Source organism: Nesterenkonia ebinurensis (genome assembly GCF_008711175.1).
Taxonomy (GTDB): domain Bacteria; phylum Actinomycetota; class Actinomycetes; order Actinomycetales; family Micrococcaceae; genus Nesterenkonia; species Nesterenkonia ebinurensis.
The window spans coordinates 61,856-82,401 of the sequence record NZ_VWNF01000004.1; the positions used below are offsets into that span (position 1 = coordinate 61,856).

Annotated in this window: 24 protein-coding genes and 1 pseudogene; 6 read left to right on the top strand and 19 right to left on the bottom strand. The window is 60.5% G+C overall.

Annotated elements, in window-relative coordinates:
- Window positions 1-11 precede the first annotated feature (11 nt).
- Entirely contained in the window at window positions 12-305 is a 294-nt protein-coding gene (locus tag F0311_RS02060; protein WP_150460301.1) for a DUF1905 domain-containing protein, read from the top strand.
- Window positions 302-1,030, top strand: a complete 729-nt coding sequence (locus tag F0311_RS02065; protein WP_223881072.1) for an aminoglycoside 3'-phosphotransferase — start codon at window positions 302-304, stop codon at window positions 1,028-1,030. Before F0311_RS02060 ends, F0311_RS02065 begins: the two co-directional genes overlap by 4 nt.
- A gap of 14 nt (window positions 1,031-1,044) precedes the next feature.
- Here the strand turns inward: F0311_RS02065 and F0311_RS02070 are convergent, their stop codons facing one another.
- Genes F0311_RS02070 through F0311_RS02080 form a run of 3 tightly spaced genes read right to left on the bottom strand, consistent with a single transcriptional unit; the run spans window position 1,045 to window position 2,024 of the window.
- Window positions 1,045-1,422 carry a type II toxin-antitoxin system VapC family toxin gene (locus tag F0311_RS02070; protein WP_191089686.1) on the bottom strand — a complete coding sequence of 126 codons (378 nt, stop codon included), beginning with the start codon at window positions 1,420-1,422 and terminating at the stop codon, window positions 1,045-1,047.
- A 10-nt stretch (window positions 1,423-1,432) separates the two neighbouring features.
- The gene (locus F0311_RS02075) at window positions 1,433-1,684 is read right to left on the bottom strand and encodes an antitoxin VapB family protein (protein WP_150460303.1); all 252 of its coding nucleotides are present in this window, start codon (window positions 1,682-1,684) and stop codon (window positions 1,433-1,435) included.
- A 28-nt stretch (window positions 1,685-1,712) separates the two neighbouring features.
- Window positions 1,713-2,024 (bottom strand): thiamine-binding protein, encoded by a 312-nt coding sequence (locus F0311_RS02080; protein ID WP_150460304.1) that lies wholly within the window; start codon window positions 2,022-2,024, stop codon window positions 1,713-1,715.
- 150 nt (window positions 2,025-2,174) lie between these two features.
- Here F0311_RS02080 and F0311_RS02085 point away from each other — a divergent pair, with 150 nt between their 5' ends.
- Together F0311_RS02085 and F0311_RS02090 are read left to right on the top strand one after the other, a co-directional pair.
- Complete coding sequence (locus F0311_RS02085; protein ID WP_150460305.1) at window positions 2,175-2,903, top strand: PIG-L deacetylase family protein; 729 nt, start codon at window positions 2,175-2,177, stop codon at window positions 2,901-2,903.
- 63 nt (window positions 2,904-2,966) lie between these two features.
- Window positions 2,967-3,365 (top strand): helix-turn-helix domain-containing protein, encoded by a 399-nt coding sequence (locus F0311_RS02090; protein WP_150460306.1) that lies wholly within the window; start codon window positions 2,967-2,969, stop codon window positions 3,363-3,365.
- Here F0311_RS02090 and F0311_RS02095 read toward each other — a convergent pair.
- The 4 genes from F0311_RS02095 to F0311_RS02110 form a co-directional block, all read right to left on the bottom strand.
- Entirely contained in the window at window positions 3,344-3,976 is a 633-nt protein-coding gene (locus F0311_RS02095) for a ClpP family protease (protein ID WP_150460307.1), read from the bottom strand. The genes F0311_RS02090 and F0311_RS02095 overlap by 22 nt on opposite strands.
- Window positions 3,973-4,626: a ClpP family protease gene (locus F0311_RS02100; protein ID WP_150460308.1), complete on the bottom strand. Its 654-nt coding sequence runs from the start codon at window positions 4,624-4,626 to the stop codon at window positions 3,973-3,975. Before F0311_RS02100 ends, F0311_RS02095 begins: the two co-directional genes overlap by 4 nt.
- A gap of 91 nt (window positions 4,627-4,717) precedes the next feature.
- Window positions 4,718-5,887 carry a serpin family protein gene (locus tag F0311_RS02105; protein ID WP_191089687.1) on the bottom strand — a complete coding sequence of 390 codons (1,170 nt, stop codon included), beginning with the start codon at window positions 5,885-5,887 and terminating at the stop codon, window positions 4,718-4,720.
- Between the two features lie 299 nt (window positions 5,888-6,186).
- Window positions 6,187-7,377, bottom strand: a complete 1,191-nt coding sequence (locus F0311_RS02110; RefSeq protein WP_223881073.1) for a calcium/sodium antiporter — start codon at window positions 7,375-7,377, stop codon at window positions 6,187-6,189.
- Window positions 7,378-7,522: 145 nt separating this feature from the next.
- Here F0311_RS02110 and F0311_RS02115 point away from each other — a divergent pair, with 145 nt between their 5' ends.
- On the top strand, window positions 7,523-8,026 hold the full coding sequence (locus F0311_RS02115; protein WP_150460311.1) for a DUF2505 domain-containing protein: 504 nt from the start codon (window positions 7,523-7,525) through the stop codon (window positions 8,024-8,026).
- Window positions 8,027-8,121: 95 nt separating this feature from the next.
- On the opposite strand, the gene pth is transcribed toward F0311_RS02115, so the two are convergent.
- The 11 genes from pth to F0311_RS18905 form a co-directional block, all read right to left on the bottom strand.
- Window positions 8,122-8,700 (bottom strand): aminoacyl-tRNA hydrolase, encoded by a 579-nt coding sequence (gene pth / locus F0311_RS02120; RefSeq protein ID WP_150460312.1) that lies wholly within the window; start codon window positions 8,698-8,700, stop codon window positions 8,122-8,124.
- Between the two features lie 35 nt (window positions 8,701-8,735).
- Entirely contained in the window at window positions 8,736-9,377 is a 642-nt protein-coding gene (locus F0311_RS02125) for a 50S ribosomal protein L25/general stress protein Ctc (protein WP_150460313.1), read from the bottom strand.
- Window positions 9,378-9,530: 153 nt separating this feature from the next.
- A complete protein-coding gene (locus F0311_RS02130) occupies window positions 9,531-11,543 on the bottom strand; it encodes an acetoacetate--CoA ligase (RefSeq protein ID WP_150460314.1) in 2,013 nt (670 codons plus the stop codon).
- Window positions 11,544-11,600: 57 nt separating this feature from the next.
- Complete coding sequence (locus tag F0311_RS02135; RefSeq protein ID WP_150460315.1) at window positions 11,601-12,449, bottom strand: cupin domain-containing protein; 849 nt, start codon at window positions 12,447-12,449, stop codon at window positions 11,601-11,603.
- A 51-nt stretch (window positions 12,450-12,500) separates the two neighbouring features.
- The gene (locus tag F0311_RS18900) at window positions 12,501-12,977 is read right to left on the bottom strand and encodes a nuclear transport factor 2 family protein (protein ID WP_150460316.1); all 477 of its coding nucleotides are present in this window, start codon (window positions 12,975-12,977) and stop codon (window positions 12,501-12,503) included.
- Complete coding sequence (locus F0311_RS02145) at window positions 12,978-13,715, bottom strand: HpcH/HpaI aldolase family protein (protein WP_150460317.1); 738 nt, start codon at window positions 13,713-13,715, stop codon at window positions 12,978-12,980. It lies immediately after the preceding gene.
- Window positions 13,700-14,503 carry a fumarylacetoacetate hydrolase family protein gene (locus tag F0311_RS02150; RefSeq protein WP_191089689.1) on the bottom strand — a complete coding sequence of 268 codons (804 nt, stop codon included), beginning with the start codon at window positions 14,501-14,503 and terminating at the stop codon, window positions 13,700-13,702. Before F0311_RS02150 ends, F0311_RS02145 begins: the two co-directional genes overlap by 16 nt.
- Window positions 14,500-15,675, bottom strand: a complete 1,176-nt coding sequence (locus F0311_RS02155; protein ID WP_150460319.1) for an amidohydrolase family protein — start codon at window positions 15,673-15,675, stop codon at window positions 14,500-14,502. The genes F0311_RS02150 and F0311_RS02155 overlap by 4 nt, the downstream gene beginning before the upstream one ends.
- Window positions 15,676-17,682 (bottom strand): TRAP transporter permease, encoded by a 2,007-nt coding sequence (locus F0311_RS02160; RefSeq protein ID WP_150460320.1) that lies wholly within the window; start codon window positions 17,680-17,682, stop codon window positions 15,676-15,678. It abuts the gene before it with no gap.
- On the bottom strand, window positions 17,679-18,671 hold the full coding sequence (locus F0311_RS02165; RefSeq protein WP_191089690.1) for a TAXI family TRAP transporter solute-binding subunit: 993 nt from the start codon (window positions 18,669-18,671) through the stop codon (window positions 17,679-17,681). Before F0311_RS02165 ends, F0311_RS02160 begins: the two co-directional genes overlap by 4 nt.
- Window positions 18,672-18,694: 23 nt before the next feature.
- Window positions 18,695-19,465: an IclR family transcriptional regulator gene (locus F0311_RS18905; RefSeq protein ID WP_396897407.1), complete on the bottom strand. Its 771-nt coding sequence runs from the start codon at window positions 19,463-19,465 to the stop codon at window positions 18,695-18,697.
- Window positions 19,466-19,554: 89 nt separating this feature from the next.
- Here F0311_RS18905 and F0311_RS02175 point away from each other — a divergent pair, with 89 nt between their 5' ends.
- A complete protein-coding gene (locus F0311_RS02175; protein ID WP_150460323.1) occupies window positions 19,555-20,400 on the top strand; it encodes a fumarylacetoacetate hydrolase family protein in 846 nt (281 codons plus the stop codon).
- A 37-nt stretch (window positions 20,401-20,437) separates the two neighbouring features.
- Here F0311_RS02175 and F0311_RS18315 read toward each other — a convergent pair.
- Window positions 20,438-20,546, bottom strand: a pseudogene (locus F0311_RS18315) (IS5/IS1182 family transposase); the annotation flags it as partial.

Here is a 20,546-nt window from a genome sequence, read left to right on the forward strand (position 1 = left end):
ACAGTAGAGGCATGGAATGGCAATTCGAAGCTGAGGTCATCGAGTGGCGCGGACCTGCTCCGTTCCTGTTTGCGCCGCTGCCCGAGCAGCTCTCCGCCGATCTGAAAGAGGCTGCGAAGCATCTGATGTACTGGGGGCAGATCCCAGTGATCGCGACAATCGGCAGTACGGAATTCGACACTGCGATGTGGCCCAAGGACAGACAGTTCCTGCTGCCGCTCAAAACGGCTGTCCGCCGCGCTGAGGGAATCAACCTCGGCGACTCAGTCACCGCCGTGGTTCGCCTGGCCCAGGATCTGCCGTGAGCCTGGCCGGTGCACCGCACAGACCGGTCATGCTGCCCCCGCAGGTCCGCGAACTGGCGGCCGGGGACACCGTGGAACCGGTCTGGCGCAATGAGCTCGGCGGGGTCACGTTCAGACTGACCGGCCGCGGCAGGACCCGGTATCTGAAGTGGCAGGACTATTCGGGGCTGGACCCCGTCCGCCGCCGCCATGTGAACCTCGGGGCCGAGGCGGAGCGCCTGGTATGGGCCAGGCGATTCGCGCCAGTGCCCGAGGTCCTGAAGTTCGAGGAGAACGACGCCGCCGCCTGGCTGCTCACCGCCGGAATCCAGGCGCTGCCCGCTCTGCACCGGCAATGGCTCTCCGAGCCGGAGACCGCCGTAGGCGCCATCGCCTCAGGGCTGCGGCGTCTCCACGATTCCCTTCCGGTAGAGGACTGTCCGTTCCGGGGCGGTTGGGCAGAAGCGGAGGGGGTCGAACTCCCGAGCCCGGAGAAGCTGGTGGTCTGCCACGGCGATCCCTGCGTGCCGAATACGCTGATCAGCGCAGAGGGGCAGTTCGCCGCCCATGTGGACCTCGGCCAGCTCGGGGTGGCAGACCGGTGGGCTGACCTGGCGATCGCGACCTACAGCATCAGCTGGGAGGTCAACTTCGGGCGCAGCTACGATGAGCTGTTCTTCGCCGCCTACGGGGCGGAACCGGATGAGGAGCGCATCGCCTTCTACCGCACACTCTGGGACTCATAGAGTGGACAGGCTCCTCAGAAGGTCAGCACGTCAAGGTCCGGGATGCCCTGAAAGTGCTTGGTGTTCTTGGTCAGAATCGGGGAACTGTGTCGGAGCGCAGCTGCAGCGATCCACATATCTGGCTTAGACCGTCCCCGATCCTCTCCGGAGGCCCGCAGGCCTGAAACAATGCGGGCGTACCGCTCAGCAGTCTCCTGATCGACCTCCAAGAAGTGGTATCTGGTGATGAAAGAGCGGGACTCAGCCAGTCGCGTCGCAGAAACGGATGCACCGCCCTCCAGGAACTCTCCGACGACCAGGGCGGAGAGGGCGAACTTTTCATCGGGATGCCGTTCGAGAACGTCTCTGGCGGCAGATTCAGGCTTTCGACGCTCACGCCATAGGTGGATCAAGAATGACGTGTCAACGCAGATCAAGCGGCTCCCCCAAGGCTTCGCTCCGGTTCTCCTCGACGACCTCCAACATGATCTCCGCATCCTCTTCAGACAACGGAGGAACAGATTCCAGGTGTCGGAGCAGGTCGGCACCTGTGCCGCGCTCACCGCTCTGCTGAATCATTCGGCGGATAGCCTTGGAGAACGACTCACCTGGCCGCTTCTGGGCGGCCAACTCCTCGTAGACCTGAGCGTCAACGGCGATCGTCTTAGTAGCCATACATGTATTTTTACATATAATACGCCGGCTAAACCAGCCCGCCGAGCTCCTCCTCAACCCGCCGGACCTTCTCGGTGAGTTGGCCGGTGTAACCGGGCCGGATGTCGGCTTTGATGACCAATGAGGTCCGCGGCGCGGTGTCGGCGACGACGTCGGTGGCTCGTCGGATCACGCTGAAGACCTCGTCCCACTCTCCCTCAACAATGGTGAACATGGAGTTCAGCTCATACGGCAGACCCGAGTCTTTGACGACTTTTACCGCTTGGGCCACCGCTTCGGTGACAGAACCGTCGTCGTCCTCGTTGGAAGTGGTCGGGGCAACGGAGAATGCCACCAACATGATGCGCTCCTTTCCCAGGGTCCTTGCTGTCCTGCCCAGGCTACGTGGGACGGCTCCAGAGGTGAACCCCTGGCCGTCCGCTCTGATCTGCGGAGGACTCCTGGCCCAGGCCACGATGACAGCAGCCTCTCCCTGGCCTAGGCTGGCCCAATGAGCACCCTGGCGCCCTTCGACGACAGCGGGATCAGCCGCGTGCTGTGCATAGTGGCCCACCCCGACGATATGGAGTACGGCGCTTCCGCGGTCGTCGCCGGCTGGACTGCCAAGGGAATCACAGTCTCCTACCTGCTGCTGACCGCAGGGGAGGCCGGGATGCGCAGCCGGCGACCGGAGGAGGTCGGCCCGCTGCGCATCCAGGAGCAGCGGGCGGCCTGTGCGGAGGTCGGAGTCGAGGACCTCACAGTGCTCGACCTCCCCGACGGCATGCTGCAGCCTGACTTGGAAACACGGAAGCTGATCGCCCGGCAGATCCGGAGTTTCCGGCCCGAGGCCGTCCTCACCCAGCCCTGGGAGCTGCAGGTGGAATGGGGGCTGAACCATGCCGACCACCGGGCGGCCGGGCTGGCCACAGTCGATGCTGTCCGCGACGCCGATAACCCCTGGGTCTTTCCCGAGCTGCTGGAGGATGAGGGACTTGAGCCCTGGGGCGCGGACTGGCTGCTGGTGGCCAATGCCGAGCCCAGCCACCTCATCGATGTCTCCGGAGAGCCCCTGGAGCAGGCCATCCGCTCCCTTCAGGCGCATCAGGCCTATCTGGCCGAGCTCGGTGACCACGCCGAGCCGCGTCAGATATTGGAAGGAATGACCCGGGAAGTTGCCAAGCTCAGTGGGAACCCAGCTGTCACCCACGCTCTGGGTGTCCGCGCTTACCCGATGTGATCCCCCTCTGCTGTGGGCAGAAGGCCTGTCCCAGACACGGGGCGGCTGGGTAACGTAACTCCCATGGATGAGCTCGCCCAGCGTCGAAACAGTCAGCAGCGCCGACAGCACCGGACGGACGGTCACACTGCTCAACCGCTGTGGCGTGAGGTGCTCGGAGCCCGACTGCGCCGGCTGCGCAAGCTGCGCGGGCTCACCCTGACCGAGCTGGCCGCCAGGTCCGGGGTCTCCGCCCAGTACCTCTCCGAGATCGAGCGGGGTCGTAAGGAACCCTCATCGGAGATGATCGCCGCAATCACCGGGGCTTTGGGGCTGACCCTGGTGGAACTCACCTCGCATGTGGCCGATGAGCTGCAGCGGATCTCCTTCAGCACCCGACTCTCCGCACAGCCCTCCTCAGACTCCGCTTCTCTGCCGCCGCTGAACTCTTCCCGCGCCCCTCAGCTGTCCCTGGTGGCCTGAGGTCTTCCGCCCAGGAGCTCGGATCTGCTGTGCAGCACCTCGTCAACCAGTCCGTACGCCACCGCCGCCTCCGCGGTGAACACCCGGTCCCGGGCGGTGTCCCGACGCAGAGTCTCTGCAGGCTGCCCCGTGTGGTGGGCCAAGACCTGCTCGATCTCACCGCGCACCCGGACCAGCTCATCAGCATGCAGAATCAGATCCGGAATCGAGGCTCGGCCGGTGTTGATCGCCGGCTGATGCAGCACAATCCGGGTATGCGGCAGCACCGCCCGACTGCCGGCAGCTCCCCCGGCCAGCAGCACGGCTCCCGCGGCGAAGGCCTGCCCCACGCAGGTGGTGGCCACCGGTGCCTTGATGTACTGCATCGTGTCGTAGATGGCCATCATCGCCGAAGGATCCCCGCCCTCGCAGTTGATGTAGAGGTTCAGCGGAGTGTCCACCGATTCGGCTTCCAGGTGCAGCAGCTGGGCGATCACCGCATTGGCCACCCCGGAGTCGATCGCGGTGCCCAGGTAGATGATCCGCTCGGCCAGCAGCTGCGAATAGACGTCCATCACTCGCTCACCGCGCGCATCCCGGCTGACGACATGAGGAATGGTGTAGCTGCTCATGGTCTGCCTCCCGCCGGGGACGACGCCGCCTGCCCCACTGCCGCCGTCAGGCCCACCGGGTGCCGGCCGGCCAGGGGCGCCACCTCCGCAAAGTCGGTGACGATGTGGTCGATGAACCCGTACTCCTTGGCCTGGGCGGCGGTGTACCAGCGGTCGCGCAGTGAGTCCTCGAAGACCCGCTCCACCGGCTGACCGGTGTCGGAGGCGATGATGCTCAGCACGGTGTCTCGCATATCCCGCAGCTCCTCAGCAGCCAGCTCCACATCGGCAGCAGTCCCGCCGATGCCCGAGGATCCCTGGTGCAGCAGGATCTTGGCATGGGGCAGAGCGAACCTTCGCCCCGGTGTTCCTCCGGAGAGCAGGAACTGCCCCGCACTGGCGGCCATGCCCAGCGCCAGGGTGGAGACCTGGTTGGGGATGGTCCGCATAATGTCGCGGATAGCCAGCATCGCCGGCACTGATCCGCCCGGTGAGTTGATCCACAGCCAGATGCCCTGCCCGGGCTGGTCTGCGGCGATGGTCAGCAGCTTGGCCATCAGCCAGGCACCGTTGTCGTCCTCCAGGGCGGAGTCCAGCACCAGCACGCGGCGGTGGGCCAGTTCTTGAAGCATCTGGCCGGTGACGTACCGGCCGGTGTTCTCTTCGCTCATATGCCCAGCCTGCCCCGTCCAGTCCAGCTGGGCCGGGTTTCTCTGCTGCGGGCAGTTCTGCTCTCAGCAGGACGGCCGACTGTGTCGGAAGCTACTGCTGGGTGGGATCGTAGATGGCGGCCATGAACAGCGGCCAGCTGGTCTCGGTGTGCACGATCCGCAGAGCGTAGGGCCGATCCACGGTCATCTCCACCGGCTCGGACTCCTCCACCGGCAGGGAGGTCGTCCCGGCGATTTCGGTCACCGCCGCGGCCACGGTACCCTTCTCATCCACGGTGAGCACCGCCTGGTGGGCCACCTGGCCGATGAACACTGCTGGGTCGATCGCCGAGAGGTCATTGCCGGCCATCACATCCCCATAGCCCAGGTCGGTCAGCATGGAGACCAGATCCTCGCTGGTGGCGATGTCCAGCTTCGGCATCGTCAGCCGCACCAGCTCGGTCTCCCCTGCGGCGAAGGCTTCATCCACCACCGCCCAGGCGTCTGCACTGAACTCCTCGGCTGCCCTCCCAGAAGCGGGCAGCACCACGTCCATGGCGAAACCCTCGGCATAGGGCAGCCGGATGACCTGGGCGCCGTCGTACTCGGTGTAATCGGCGGTGAGGGTCTGGCGCATCATCTCGGTCTGGACCACGGACCCTCCAGCAGTGGTGAAGTCCTGTTCGCGAGTGCTCATCGGGTCGAACTGGGACTCCCACTGGGCGGCCATCAGGATGGCGTTCTGCAGTACGAACACCAGTTCGGGGTCCGGAGCGTTCACCGCGGACTCCTCGATCAGACCCCCGGTGTGCTCATAGACCCAGTCATCCAGCAGCTCCTTGGACACTTCCGCGGAGAAGTCGGTGGTGACCACTCCGGCGTCGTAGTGCTGTGCCAGCGCGTCCAGAAACGCAGTGTCCGGGTCAGCGGAACCGTCCAGCACCAGCTGATTGGCCAGATGCAGCACCGGGGTCTCCGGCAGCTCATCCTCCTGCACCACCGCAGGGTCGCCGTCGTACTCACCCACAGCGGCCTGCAGAGCGCTGAACGCCGCGCTACGTTCCGCCCCGGAGGCGCCCAGCAGCTCATCCAGCTGCTGCTGGGCCGGACCACCAGCGCCTTCGGCCAGCATGGCCAGCGCCACGGTCAGTGCGGCCGGGGAGATCACCAGGTTCTCACCCTGGGAGAGCTCGCTGAGCGTCTGAGTGCCGAAAGCTGTGGAGGCGGCCACCACCTCATCCACCGCCTGCGCCTCGTTCAGCGAGGCCGGCTGGTACTCCACCTCCGAGTCCAACTCATCAGCTTCACCGCCGCCGCCTCCGCAGCCGGTGAGCAAGATGAGACTGAGTGCAACGCCCGATTGAGCCGAGCCAAGGCGCGAGCCTGCCCGCAGTCTTCCAAGACCCGACTGCGCCGAATGGCATGCGGCACTCGCGACACAACATCCGAGGCGACTGAGAGTCGCCCGGAATCCGAGCAGGCGGTTGAAGAGCACGGGCGAAGCGATGCCTCCTGCACCAGTACGGGGCCGTCGGTTCCTTTCCATATCGGCATAGTAGGCGATGAGGCTCTCACCAATACTCAGGAGGCCGTGGGCTCTGGGGCAGTTTCCGGCTGCTGAGTGGGTGAGGCGTCGTCCTCGACTGTGCTCTTCTCGCCCCGCCGGCGGCCGAGCTCGTAGCCGGCCATGGCAGCCAACCATAGCGCAGTGATCGGCAGCACGAACCAGAGCATCGCTGCGCTGAAGGGGCGCAGCACCTGGTGGTCCGCGGAGGCGAGGATCAGGTAGACCACATAGGCCACGTACATCGCGGTCATCACGAAGCCTTCCCAGCGGGCGATGGCCTGTCCGGTGAAGGCCAGGGGCAGCAGCACCAGTGCAACAGCGATCATCACCGGTAAGTCGAAGTTGATCGCGGCGGCCTCCACGGCCACCCCGTTGGGGGCCACCATACTGGTCAAGCCGAGTACGGCACCGATGTTGAAGATGTTAGAGCCCACCAGATTGCCCACCGCCATATCACGCTCCCCGCGCACCGCGGCGATGACGGAGGTGGCCAGCTCCGGCAAGGAGGTGCCGATGGCCACGATGGTCAGCCCGATGATCAGCTCACTGACGCCCAGCGCAGAGGCGATGGAGGTCGCGGAGCTGACCAGGAACTGGGCCCCGAGCACCAGCATCGCCACGCCAAGCCCCACCAGCAAGATGTCCACGGTGGTGGAGCGCAGGGCGGTGGCCCGCAGCTTGGCGGTGAGCCGGCCCGCACCCTCGTTGAGCACCTCTTCCACGCCCAGCTGGGGGTCGATGCCGCGGACTTTCTGACGCCGGGCGAACCAGATGGTGCCCACCAGGTAGACCAGCAGCAGTGCAAACAGCAGAATGCCGTCCAGCACGGAGAATCCGCCGTCTAGGGCCAGGACCAGGGCCAGCACAGAGAAGCCGATCATGATGGGGATATCTGCCTTGATCAGCTGAACCTTCACCAGCAGGGCGCCGAAGATAGCGGTCAGTCCCATCACAAACAGGATGTTGGCGATATTGGAGCCCACCACATTGCCTACAGCCAGACCGGGTGAGCCGGTGAGGGCTGCGCCCACGCTGACGGCCAGCTCGGGGGCGGAGGTGGCGAAGGCCACCACGGTCAGCCCGATGATCAGGGAGGATAGGCCCACGGTCTTGCCCAGCGAGGCTGCTCCGCGGACCAGCGCTTCACCACCGAGCACGAGGAGGACAAAACCGCCGATCAGCAGAAAAAGGCTCGAAATCGTCACTGTAGACATGATACCCCCAGGTCAGCGCAATGCAGAAGGGCTGCTGATCCACGGTGTGCGCCCTCGGTGAGCAACCGCTGGGCGGTAGGATGAGCACCGGACCTGATGAGCTCAGGAGACCCGCCCCAACCTAGGAGGAGCAACCGTGGCCATCGAAGCTGAGAAAGTGATCCCGCACTCTGTGGAGAAGATCGTAGAGGCCTACGCCAGTGAAGCTTTCCATGAGCATCTGGCCGGCAAGGTCGGCTCTACGCTAAAGAGCTTCGAGGTGCAGAAGGCTGCCGAGGGCGGGTTCGTGATCAGCTCGGTGCAGCAGATGCCGGCCGATAAGCTGCCGGCTCTGGCCCAGAAGGTGTTCAAGGGCAATGTCACCGTGAGCATCACCGATACCTGGAGTGCGCCCGACGCCGCCGGTTCACGGCGCTCTGATACGGAAGTGGCTATCTCCGGGGCACCGGTGAAGTCGGTGGCCGCACAGAACCTGCATGCCCGCGGGGAGGCGGAGACACTCTCCACGGTGCGCGGGGATGTGGAGGTGAAGGTCCCGCTGATCGGCAAGAAGCTCAAGGCCCAGGCGGAGCCCTATATTGCCAAGTTCGTAGAGCTCCAGGCCAAAGAAGTTTCAAAGTTCATCAAGAACCAGGGCTAACCCGCCCAGTCGGTTTATCAGGCACTTGTTGGATTGTCTGCATCTCATGAACCGCAGATATTCCAATAACCGCCTGATTTTGGTAACGGAGCATCTCAGTGGAAGCGGTTCTGGGCCGTGACCAGGTCTTCGAGGAGGACTGATTCCACGGCGTCGGCCGCTCTGCTGATCAGCTCGGGCAGTTCCTTCTGCTCGGCGGCGGAGAACTTCTGCAGCACGTAGTCTGCGCTGGACATCCGCCCGAGCGGCCGACCGATGCCGACCCGCACCCGGATGTAGTTGCGGTCCCCGCCCAGGTACTGGGTGATGGATTTCAGCCCGTTGTGCCCGCCCTCGGAGCCGCCGCGCTTGAGCTTGAGCCGGCCGAAGTCAATGTCCAGTTCGTCGTGGACCACCACCAGTTGCTCCGGAGGCACGGAGAAGTAGTCCATGACTTTGCGGAAGGGCTCTCCGGAGTTGTTCATATACCCCTCGGAGATGGCGAAGACTGCTTTGGGCCCGCCCTGGCCCAGCCGAGCACCCACGGCTTTGGCGCCGACCTTGGTGCGCTGGTAGGCCGCACCCATGCGCTCCAGCAGCTCATCGAGCACCATCTGGCCGATATTGTGCCGGGTGTGCTGATAGCGAGCCCCGGGATTGCCGAGACCCGCTATCAGCCATGCGTTTTCTGCCATAGGCACTAGCCTACCGAGCAGTGCTCAATCCGAGATCACTCGCCCTCTGAGTCACCCGCAGACTCACCGGAGGTCTCGGACTCGCCCTCAGCGGCCTCGCCCTCTTCGGCACCTTCAGCGGCCTCATCCTCGAGTTCCTGCTCCTGCGGTTCGTAGACGGAGACGATCGGGGACTCCAGGTCGGTCAGCGCCAGCTCGGCACCCTCGGGCAGGATGAGGGCATCGGGCAGGGCGTTCTCCTCACGGCCGGAGACGTCGATGCTGATGGACTCCGGCAGGTTGAGCGCATCGGCCTCCACGGACACAGTGGGCTGCTCCAGGAAGTGCTCATAGCCGTCTGCCGGCTCGCCGATGACCTCCACGGGCACGTCCACCACGATCTTCTCGCCCTTGCGCACGGCCAACAGGTCCAGGTGCACGATCCAAGGCTTGATCGGGTCGCGCTGGATGTCCTTGGGCACCACCATCTGCTCATCGCCCTCGATGTCCAGGGTGATCAGAGCGTTGGGGTTGCGCACAGCCAGTGCGGTCTCGTGGCCGGGCAGCAGTACGTGGCGAGGGTCCTCACCGTGGCCGTAGATGACGGCGGGGATCTTGTCCTCGCGGCGGGCGCGGCGGGCTGAACCCTTGCCGAACTCGGTGCGGGTCTCAGCGGCGATCTGAATCTTGTCAGCCATTGGGTTCCTTCTTCAGTAGGTGGTTTTCGCCAAGCTGATCAGAAGGAGAGAAGAACGACGACGCCGGATCCGGCCGTCAGAAACAGCTCCCTGTCGATCACGGGGCTGACATCAGATCAGATGTAAGCCCCCTCGCCTGGGCACAGCTAGCCACTATACCGCACTATCCTGGCAGTGGGAGAAGTCTTGGGCGTAGTAGAGGAACCATTCGAGGGTGCCGGGGTCGGCGGCGGCTTCACGGTCGACGGTGGCGGGATCCTTGCCCTGGAAGACCTTCTTGATCGGCACCTCCATCAGTTTGCCGGTGCGAGTGCGCGGCAGGTCGGGGGCCTGGACGATGGCGTCCGGGACGTAGCGGGGTGAAAGCTCAGTGCGGATGCGTTGGATGATGGCCGCTTGGAGCTGTTCGTCCAGGGTGCGGTTGGGCTGTGGCACCACGAACAGCGGCATGTAGTAGCCCCCGTCTGCGAGTTCCACGCCCAGCACCATCGAAGCCTGGACTCCCGGGGTCTCGTCGACTACCTGACAGATATCGGCTGAGCCCATCCGGATGCCGCCACGGTTGATGGTGGAGTCCGAGCGGCCATGGATGATCAGTGACCCACCCGGAAGCTGGGTGGCCCAGTCCCCGTGGCACCAGACGCCTTCAAAGACGTCGAAGTAGGCCTCCTTGAACCTGACCAGCTCCGGGTCATTCCACAGGTACAGCGGCATCGAGGGCAGCGGCTTGGTGATCACCAGCTCCCCCACCTCTCCGGCGACCGGCTCCCCCGCCTCATTGAAGGTATCCGCGGCGACTCCCAAATAGGGGCCCATTAGCTCACCCCGGTAGACCGTGTCGAAGGGGTTGGACCCCACAAAGGCGGAGGCCACATCAGTACCCCCGGACTCCGAGCCCAGACGGAAATCAGGATGGACCTCCCGGTACATCCATTCCCAACCGGCATCGGGCAGTGGAGAGCCCGAGCAGAAGACAAACCGCAGAGCAGAGAGGTCGTGGCGCTGGCCCGGGGAGAGCCCGGACTTCTGGATCATGGTCAGCACCGCAGCACCGGTCCCGAAGTAGCTGACCCCCTCCTGGGCGCAGATCGCCAGCTGCTTGTCCGGGGCACCGTAGGCCGGGGCACCGTCGTAGGTGATCACCGTGGCTCCGCAGAACATGGCATCGACCATGATGTTCCACATCACCCAGGTGGTGGCCGCAGTGAAATAGACCCGGTCCCCCGGTCGGACATCGTACTGCAGCCCGTTGGCGCGCAGTGACTCCAGCACCACTCCTCCGTGAGAATGCACAATGCCTTTGGGTTTGCCCGTAGTGCCTGAGGAGTAGAGCACCCAGAGCGGGTGACTGAACTCCACCGGTTCGAAGTCCGGCTGCTGGGGCTGGGCCACAATCTGGTCGAAGCCGCTGCTGGGCACCGGCAGGTTCCCGGGCACTGTGGTGCCCGGGGCGGCGTCGTTGGCCACCAGGATGTGGTGCTGCACAGTGGGCAGCGCCTGAAGCAGCTCTGGGAGGGCAGTCAACTGGTGGTAGTGCTTGCCGTTGAACTGGTAGCCGTCCACGGTGATCAGCACGGTGGGTTCGATCTGTTCGAAGCGGTCGCGGATGCCTTTGATCCCGAAGTCAGTGTTAACCACGGACCAGATCGCGCCCACTGCCGCAGCGGCCAGCAGGGCGACCACTGCCTGTGGGATGTTCGGCAGCACCGCGCAGACCCGGTCTCCAGGCTGCACCCCCAGCCTGCGCAGGTGGGCGGCGAGCGCGCCAACCTGCCCGACCAGCTGTCCCCAGGTCAGCGCTTCGCGGCGGTCGTCCTCGTGGAGCCCAACCAGGGCTTCGGCCTCGGGGCGTTCGGCGGCCCAGCGCAGTAGGTTCTCTGCGTAGTTGACTTGCGCGCCGGGGTACCAGCGCACCCCGGGCATGGTCTCTCCCTGGCGGACCGGCGCGTCATTGCGCTGCCCCAGCACGTTGAAGTATTCCCACACCGAGTCCCAGAACCGGTCGATGTCATCTACGGACCAGCGCCAGATCTCCTGGTAGGTCTCGGTCCGGGGGCCGTGCCGCTCGGCCACCCAGTCCTGGAACCGTCGTAGCTCGGAGACTGCGACCCGTTCCGGGCTGGGCTCCCACAGTTTCACTCGCTGAGTCACCTCGTCACCGTCCATCCGCTCCAGTCTGACCTACGACATAGCCTCGTCGCCCGCGTACCTAACGATCTGGCGCTAGATATCGTCGAGATTCAGCACCCATCCTTGCTCTATGAAATCATCTCTAGGGGGCCCAAAGATATCGACGAAGTGGCTTCTCCCATCACCCCATCGGAGGGTATGAATGATTCCCGGATGAATGACCGTCAATGATGGAGAGTTGCACTTTCTGTGTTCGTCCTCTACCCATTGCATCATATCTGCTCCCCAAGGGACTCGGAGATCGTGGATAAAGCGACCTTCAATTGTCACCGTGCATTGAGCGAAGTTGTGTGAATGCGGCGAGAGTACTGTTGTGTCGCGTTCGCTGTAGGTCATGGGAAGTACATTCATCATCACGGCTCCACTGCTAAATATTCTCCCGAACCGCGAAGGGTCCTCCTCAACGTCAGACAAAGAGTAGACCGCTACAGAATGACTCTCGGTCTCATCGTATCGGCTGAGCTGAAGCGGATTCTCTAGGACGTTGGAGTCACGTGGCAGTGCCCAAACTAATGCCGACGCGCTCTCAGCCCGGATAGTTAGTGCGCCTTCTCGGACCAGCAGAACTGAGGGCTCCTGAACTACCGCGCGGAGATTCTCTGATTGGTGTTCATTCTCGATGGCCACTTCCCCTGAAGAGACGTATAGCAGGTACGGCTCATCACTGTCCCCTGCCCGAATTTTTTGACCGGCATTCAATCGGCTGTAGGCCGCGCGGAATCCATCACCTGAAGTTGTCCACGTCCGAGCTCCGCCCTCATGCTCTATCGCAGGCGGCTGATTATCCACCTCGACAGTTGCCGCAGCACCTAGTGCGCCGACATCTGAAGGTGTTGGCGCGACTTTTTCAAGAACACTTCTCGGATCATCTTTGGGATACATTTAGACTTCCTCTTCTCTAGTAATAGGTGCTAGTAATCAACAAATGCTGCCTTATCGACCAGCTGGCGTTGACAACGGTGCGCCACTAAGAAAGATGTACTCCAATTCCCGCCTCTTAAAATGCAATCTGCCGGAAACGTCAGTTATCTGATCCCGCACTGTAGCAGCCACGGCAGGTCCCACCGCACGTAACGGCGGGGGGCCATCCCCCGCGAAAACTAGCATCGTCGAGGTGCTGTGTATCGACCCATCTGCACGAAAAGCGCGGACGTCGGTTGTCACGTGTAAAGAGGTCCTTGGTTGCTCCGTGGAAGCTCGCATTTTGAAGCCCCTCTGGATCGCTTCACGCCCGGCTACGATCTGCCCGTTCAAGTCGTAGACGCCATCTGGAGCGAACAGGCGATCTATACCTCGCCCTTGCTCTTTGTCTAGGAGCCAATTGAACTCAGCCGAAAGCTGACGAACGCTGTCTAGCAGCTCTGGATTGAAAATCTCGGTAGACGTCCTGCTCACATCATTCCCTTTCATTCAGGCTCGGTTGCGTAGCTCATGCAACGCCTCGTTGAGGGCTCTGGCGAAGATCGAATAGTCGGCTCCCACGGTTATGTACTCAGCCCCCTTCTCAAGCCACTCCTGCCCGCTCTGCGTGTTGGTCGCAATCCCCCAAGAGATCCCCAAAGACTCTGCGGTGGAAATGATGTCTTCAGTTCGCTCAGAAGTGACGATTCCGCTAGCCCTACAAGACACTTCCAGGTCTTCCGCACCGATGAAGACTCCATCGAGACCAGACCCCATAATTTTCTCGAGTGGATCTTCTGTCTCAGCACTCTCGAGCTGACCGATCAAGAGGGGAGGCTCGGACCGCAAGTAGTCCTCAAGGTGGATACTTCCAAACCGCGCGGTTCTATGAGAGCGCGAGGAACCTCTCCGCCCATGCGGCGGAAACCGAACTTCCTTTATGAGTTCATCAACCTGGTCTACACGGGTTATCGAACTGAGTTGCAGTCCGTCAACGCCCGCTTCTAAGAACCTGCCAACATCAACCAAGTTCTCCGAAGCGACCCGCACCAGCGTGGGGAGGCCGCGATCGCTCGCCACCCCAGCGAGCGTACACACCTCCGAGACACTCAGCGCGCTGTGCTCGGTATCAACAATTACGTAGTCAACACCCGCTGTCGCCGCCGCTCTGATTAAGTCCGGATCCAATGACTTCACGAAGATCCCCGCAGCCCGGAATCCTAGGCTCAGCCTCACTCGTCCAACCATGAAGCAGCTTCCTCGACTCGAGTCTCCAAAGGCATAACACCGTCAACATGAAGACGCATCGTTGTTCCTAGAGCTATGGGCGGCTCACTCTTAGTCCTGCTTGGAGCCCCTGTTGCAATGACATCCCCAGGTCTCAGAGGACAGCTGTAACTGAGTTTCGCGACCAACTCGCTGATGCTGTACAACATGTCACTAGTGACACCTTCCTGCCAAACCTTCCCGTCAATTTCCAGTGAGATGTTGAGTGGTCCAGGATCGGCGTCCACAATCCTTAGACTGGCACCGAGTGCTCCGAAGCCAGGGTAACTCTTGGCGACAGCCGCACCGCGCCCATTCTGCAGAAACTCTCGAGCCGTCATGTCGTTGCAACCCGTGTATCCGGCAATATGCGACCAAGCATCCCGGTCTTTAACTCTGTAGGTTGGAGCTCCGATAACGACAGCGATTTCTGCATCGAAGTCAAAGCCCCAACCCTCGTTAATCCTCACTGCGCTTCCTGGTCCAGACAGACTGGACGATGAGCGGAGAAAGAACGAAGGCTCCTCGGAGCCAGATTTTCCTCTGCCTGGATAGTTGGAACCTACCAACCAGAAGTCCCGTGGTGTTATCGGTGCATAGACTTCGAGAGCGGACAGCGGAATACGCTTTCTGATGTCGACCTTTTCGAGCCCGTCTCGCCAATCCGGCTCTTGCAGCAATTCCAGCCAGCTCTCTGCCTGCAAATCCAGAATGGCAGCTTCACCAGACAAGACCTGCCCGATGCCCTGGCTTGTTGTGACGAAGTTCACTCTAGCCCCTTGTCCAGGCCCCGCCACGCAATGGTCTCTTGAATCTTCCCACCTGTAACCAAGTACTTGGGCTCCCAACGGTCAACTGGGAGTGCATCACCAGCCGAGTCTGGGAGAGTAACTCTACTCTTACCGACTTCAAAGATGGTCAGGAAAGCAGGAAGCCCAGGGACTATTGCCCCGTAGCCTTCTCCGCCGATACCCAACACTTCCGCTGGCCTTGCAGTCGTTGCCTCGAGGGCATCAATCGAGGACATCCCTAAGGCGATCATCTTGCTCATAACTGTTGCCAGATCAAAAGCTGGAGTCTGCCAGTTGTTCATCGACAGATCAGAACCGATGAGATCGGGCGCAAAACCATTCTGAATCGCCGTCCGAGCTATGGCATAGGACATTTGAGTCGTACCATGTCCAACATCAAAGAGCACTCCTCTTTCGCGTGCTTCGAGCACTTTGGGGTCGATCTCGCCATCGACGAGTATGCCGTTCCCTTTACCGGTAAAGCAATGGGTCACAATGTCACCCGGACGAAGTACTTCGACAATCTCAGCAAGAGTCTGCTCGGTATGTCCAACATGGGCCATAAGTGGAATGGACAGTTCCTCTCCAATATCTACAGCCTGCCTGAGCGTATCGAGCATGTCACCGGGTGGCACAATGTCATGAGATAGTCGGATCTTCAGCCCCTTGATAACACTTTTGTTGGCAGTGTAGACCTCGGCGATATCCTCGGGATGTAGCGCTTCGGGCCGAACCAGTTCCCCGTACCTCTGGTCTATCAGCCCGAGAACGGACACGTTCAGGAATGAGAGGATTCTGAACGGGGCTGGTTCTGTGATGAACTTTCGAAACCCTTTAAAGTTTGATGCCCCGGCTGACCCAGCATCGGCCGCTGCGGCGACACCCCTCAAGTAGTGTGCTTCGACAGGGTTCAAACCAACTTTACAAACCCCTTCATAGATGTGCGTGTGAACGTCAACCAGCCCTGGAGTCACAGTAAGACCCGTTGCATCTAACACCTTGTCGCCAGAAGAGTAGCCCATGCTCTCTCCAATAAACTCGACGCATCCATTCTCGACCCGGACGTCAAGGGAAGTTCCATTTATCCCGGAGACTGGGTCGATCACAAGACCATTCGTGATGACCAGTGGGCGATCATTAGAGACGCTCATTTATAAATCCTTCTTCTCATTGATTGATTTTTCATTTCTCGCAATCCTCGCCTTTCTTACCTGCCACGTAACGAGTACAACTGCGACTAACAGCCCAGCAACCCTCAGTTCAAGCATGGGCAGCACTAGCGAAATGGCAGCCAAAGCTGCCAGAAGTCGCTCTGTGACTGACGCCTGCGTCAATCCGAAGCCAGCAATAGCCACACCACCTAATACGACTGCAAGTAGTGCAACCGCGACATCGATCAGGGCTTGTCCTGGTCCTTCAAGAAGAAGCAGCCCTGGGGAACCGACGAAAATGAAGGGAAGGACGAACCCTAGAGCTCCGTAGCGGACTGCCGAGAGCATCGACCGCAGCAGTGGTGCTTTGGCGATACCCGCAGCGATCGTTGGTGCAAGTGCCGTGGGTGGGGTGAGGTCCCCAAAGACGCCGAAGTAGAAGATGAACAGATGAGCTGCTATCGGGTGCACGCCAGACTCAATCAATGCTGGGGCAACTAGAACAGCGAGGACCAAGTACGTTGGCAGTGTAGGGAGTCCCGTGCCTAGAAGGATGGAAGCGACCATCGTAAGAATCAGCAGGAAAATTAGATTTCCCCCTGACAGGCCAATAAGGAGCGACGATAGCTTGACCCCCAATCCCGTCAGTCCAACCACTGCAATGAGAATCTGGATCCCACCTACAGCGATGGCAACGATGACAGCGGTGCGAGCAGTCTGGACGCAGCCATCCAAGAGGTCGGTGACGGAAAGATCCGACCTGGTAAGCAGTCGCCGACCAAACTCGAGGACGATGAGTGCACCAGTTGCCATCAAGGCGGATCGCCCGACAGACATCTCGAAAGCAGCTATCAGAAGGACAAAACCTACTAGTGGAACAATGAAATGCCCTCCGGAACGCAACGTCGGGAGCAATTTCGGGATCTCCGACTCTGGTATCGGCTCTGCACTGGTCCTGGATGCCTCTAAGTGGATCGTGATGAATATCGTCACAAAATAGAGGATGCCCGGAATCAATGCGTAGAAGACGATCTCAGCGTAAGAGATCTGCAGTAGCTCGGCCATCGCGAAAGCTGCAGCCCCCATAACAGGAGGAAGGATTTGTCCACCGATTGAAGCAGAAGACTCAATCCCAGCTGCCCGAGTTGCGCTAAACCCCGTCCTCTTCATGAGGGGGATAGTCAGACTTCCAGTGGCAGCTACGCCACTACCGCCTGTTCCAGTGACAGTAGAGAAGAGTGCAGAAGCCACAGTCGCAATCTTTCCTCCCGCACCTTTTGTCCGTCCCAGTGAGGCAATCGCCAAGTGTGTGAAGAAGCGACCCCCTCCCAACGCCAGCAACATTGACCCAAACATCAGCACTGGGAAGATCATCGTCGCTGAAGTGCCAGTGGTGGAGCCGAGCAAGCCTTCGAGTTGCAGATACAGGATTGAGAGCACTCGTTCCGGTGAGAAGCCCCCATGCCCAGCCGGGCCAGGTACAAACTGGCCGTAGAATGCGTAGGCCAGTGCCAGGCCTACGGTAACAGCAAGAGGAAGCCCAGTAACTCTCCACAGAGCGACCAGGACGAGCACCAGTATGGTCACCGCGAGAACAAGATCCAGCTGTTCAGGGTTTGCCAGCCGACGAAAGTCTGGATATTCAAAGTTAATGTATAAGTGAGCTAGACAGCCGACAGCCAGCAGTATCAGTGCTGCATCGATCACGACAGCAAGCCGCTTGGTTCGGGACGAGACGATCCTGCCAGCAAGAAGAAAAGCGACGACAAACCCGAATCCGAGATGGATCGAACGTGCATGCACCGGCGACGGCGGCACTGTGGCTGCTATCCAAACTTGCCACCCTACCCACGATACGGACACTGCAAGAAGAGCAATGAGCCTGAATCGGTCAATTCCTGACAGGTCTCGAATCTGCCCCAGCACCTGAGGAACTGCCCGCTCTTCCGACGCATCAACTAGGGGCTTTTCCCTTTTGGCAGCAATCAGGTTGTTGGTTCCGCTCATTCAACTGGCACCCCTAGCTCCTCAAGGGCGCTCACGGTTCCCGGGTGAAGTTGAAATCCGGGGAACTCTGCTGTGTTCTCTGCTGTTGAGTACTCCGCCGAAGGCAGCGCTGACTGCAGTTGGTCCTGGTGCTCAGCCAATGTGAGCGCCAGTCGCTCTGCGACCTCATCGGGCATATCAGCTGGAACTACTGCATAGAACCATTGATCCAGCGTGGCTACCGCGTCTTCCTGCCCAGGGTAAGTCTCGGCTGGGATCTCGGACTCAACCAGATCAAAGAATTCTTGGGTAACGCAGTCCCGAGTAAAGTCGTCCAGCTCGAGGAGTTCTGCCCCTCGATTCGACTCAAAGGCCTGAAGGAACGCAGCTGTGGGCCTCCCACCAAATCCTGTCCAAGCATCTATGGACCGATCCGTGAATGCTGCGGCCCCCTCGTCCTTCCCAATGTTCTGGACGTCGACGCTGTCCCCGACTCCAGCGCATTCCAGTACTGTAAGTGCCACTTCGGACTCAAGCGATCCAGTAATCCCGGTGACGATCGTTCTACCTTCAAGATCCTCTAGCGACTCGATTCCCGAATCCTGAGCAACGATTACGTGGAAAGGTGTGGAGATGCCAGCCCAGAGCGTCCTGATATTCGTTTCTTCGATGCTCTCTGGACCAGCCTCGTCCTCCGAGATCTGGATGAGGTCACTAACGGACGTCGTTCCGAAAGTTATAGACCCTGACTCCATATCAAGTGCATTCTGCTGCGTGCCACCCGCTTGCACACTAGTTTCCATCCCGAGTTCAGTATTGAATACGTGCGAAGCTGCGACTACCCAGTTGTAGAGTTCTCCACCTTGAGACGCCCCAACCAGGACCATCCTGTTGAACTCGTCGGGGACCGTGGCCTCTGAGTCATCGGGATCGTCTGAGTCTGATCCGCAGGCTGTGATCAGAAGTGCAGCGAGGGCACCGAATGTGGTGATTCTTTTTGAGTTGAACATGACTTGTTCCTCCAGTTGGTGATTCATCCTTGTTTGTCTGATGACTCTTGGTCTGGCAATCCGCTGCTTACCGCGTCTGCGCCTGCCACAAGCGCCTTGGCGATGTCAGAATCTAAGGAATCTGGAATCGTAGAAGTTGTTCCAATCAGACCGAGTACTGCTTCGAGGCGACTGCCTAGGTACACAGGTGCTGCTACCGTGCGGGTGCCCAGAGACGGATTCGTGTGGACATATACCGTGCCTGGGTTGTCTGGAACGGAGTCCAGTGCATGGGTATTGCCATCGTTCGTACGGATGGTGAACCCATGTTCAAGGTAGATCTGTGACTGCGCTGCATTAGGCCCCAACCGGTAGCCAGTGCGTACCCGGACTGTGACTGCGCGCTCAGAGTTGTCGTTCACCCGGACGACGACGGGTGACCCGCCGTCCCAAATTGATAGAACTGCGGTCTCCCCAGTAATCCTGACGAGCCGCTCCATAACAGGCTCGGCAGTGCTTATCAGGGGTAAGCCAGCCAGGGCCGCGCTGGCAAAGTTCAGAATCAATGTACCCAGCGAATAGTCCCCGCGGCTCTCATCGTGCCTCAATAGTCCGGCACTTCGGAGTGCGGAGACGTACCGATACCCCGTTGCTTTGCTCAATCCCATTCGGGAGCTGATCTCTGTCATAGTCATTCGCGGCTCAGCCGTGGTGAACATGCGGAGGATTGCTGCCGCACGCTCAATTGATTGAATCCCATTCTTGCTATCCGGGTCTGAGTTCCGCATACTTAGACTGTATATGGTGATGTACATCACGTCAACGGGGTCGGTGGGCGTCTAGTTCTCGCGATCATGAGAAACCTTCCGGCAAGAAACGCGCAGCACGAAGCGAAAGAAGCAGAATGGACTCGAAACCACAATTTGTCGGAATTAAGTACCAGGGCACCGTCTGCGTCGCCATCAGAGACGAGCCGCGTCATGTACTCGGAATCCTGACTACTGTAGAAGAATTCTGGACGAACCCTAGGCACTGGTTTAGCCAGGCACCCCAAATTGTGCTTCCGCTCGACGAAGCGGAAATCGTTCCGCCTGTCCTTCCGTCGGCCCGAATCTTCTGCGTGGGACTGAACTATCACGACCATGTGACGGAAGGAAGCTATCGAGCTGAGACGGCCAACCGGTATCCCACAATATTCGGCCGATGGCCGTCAACCCTGACCGTCTCCGGAACCGATGTGAAAGTCCCAAGGTACGAAGCTGGACTCGACTGGGAAGGAGAGGTAGCGGTCTGGATTGGCGATCCTTTGGATAACTCCATTGTCGAGGAAGCGCGAACTTCGGTCGTTGCCTACTCTGTATTCAATGATCTCACTGCTCGAGTAGCACAGAAGCTAACTAGTCAGTGGACGCTGGGCAAGAACGCCGACTCTTCGGGTCCGTTGGGACCCATGGTGCCCACGGACTCTACCGACGATCTCAACAAGGGGTTCCAGATCACGACCACGGTAAATGATGCCGTAGTGCAAGATGGAAACACGTCAGACATGATTCATACCGCTCCGGAGACACTCGCATGGATTTCACGTTCTCTCACCCTCAGGCCTGGCGATATCCTAGCCACTGGCACGCCATCCGGCGTGGGCTACGCAAGGTCTCCGCAATGGCTCCTAGAGGCCGGTGACCAAGTAAAAGTGGCGGTTGAGGGACTTGGGTCTGTAACGAACCGAATAGCTGGACCCGCGCGCTAGAAGCTCCGACGTTGCACTAAGAGCGTGCGCCGGTAGGTCATGGTTGGCGGGCTGGGCGGGTGTCCCATCGGTGGGTTGTCCAGGCGGTTCGGGTAAGGCATCGGATGATGATAGCGGCATTGGCCAAGGCGATCAGCGCGTTGATC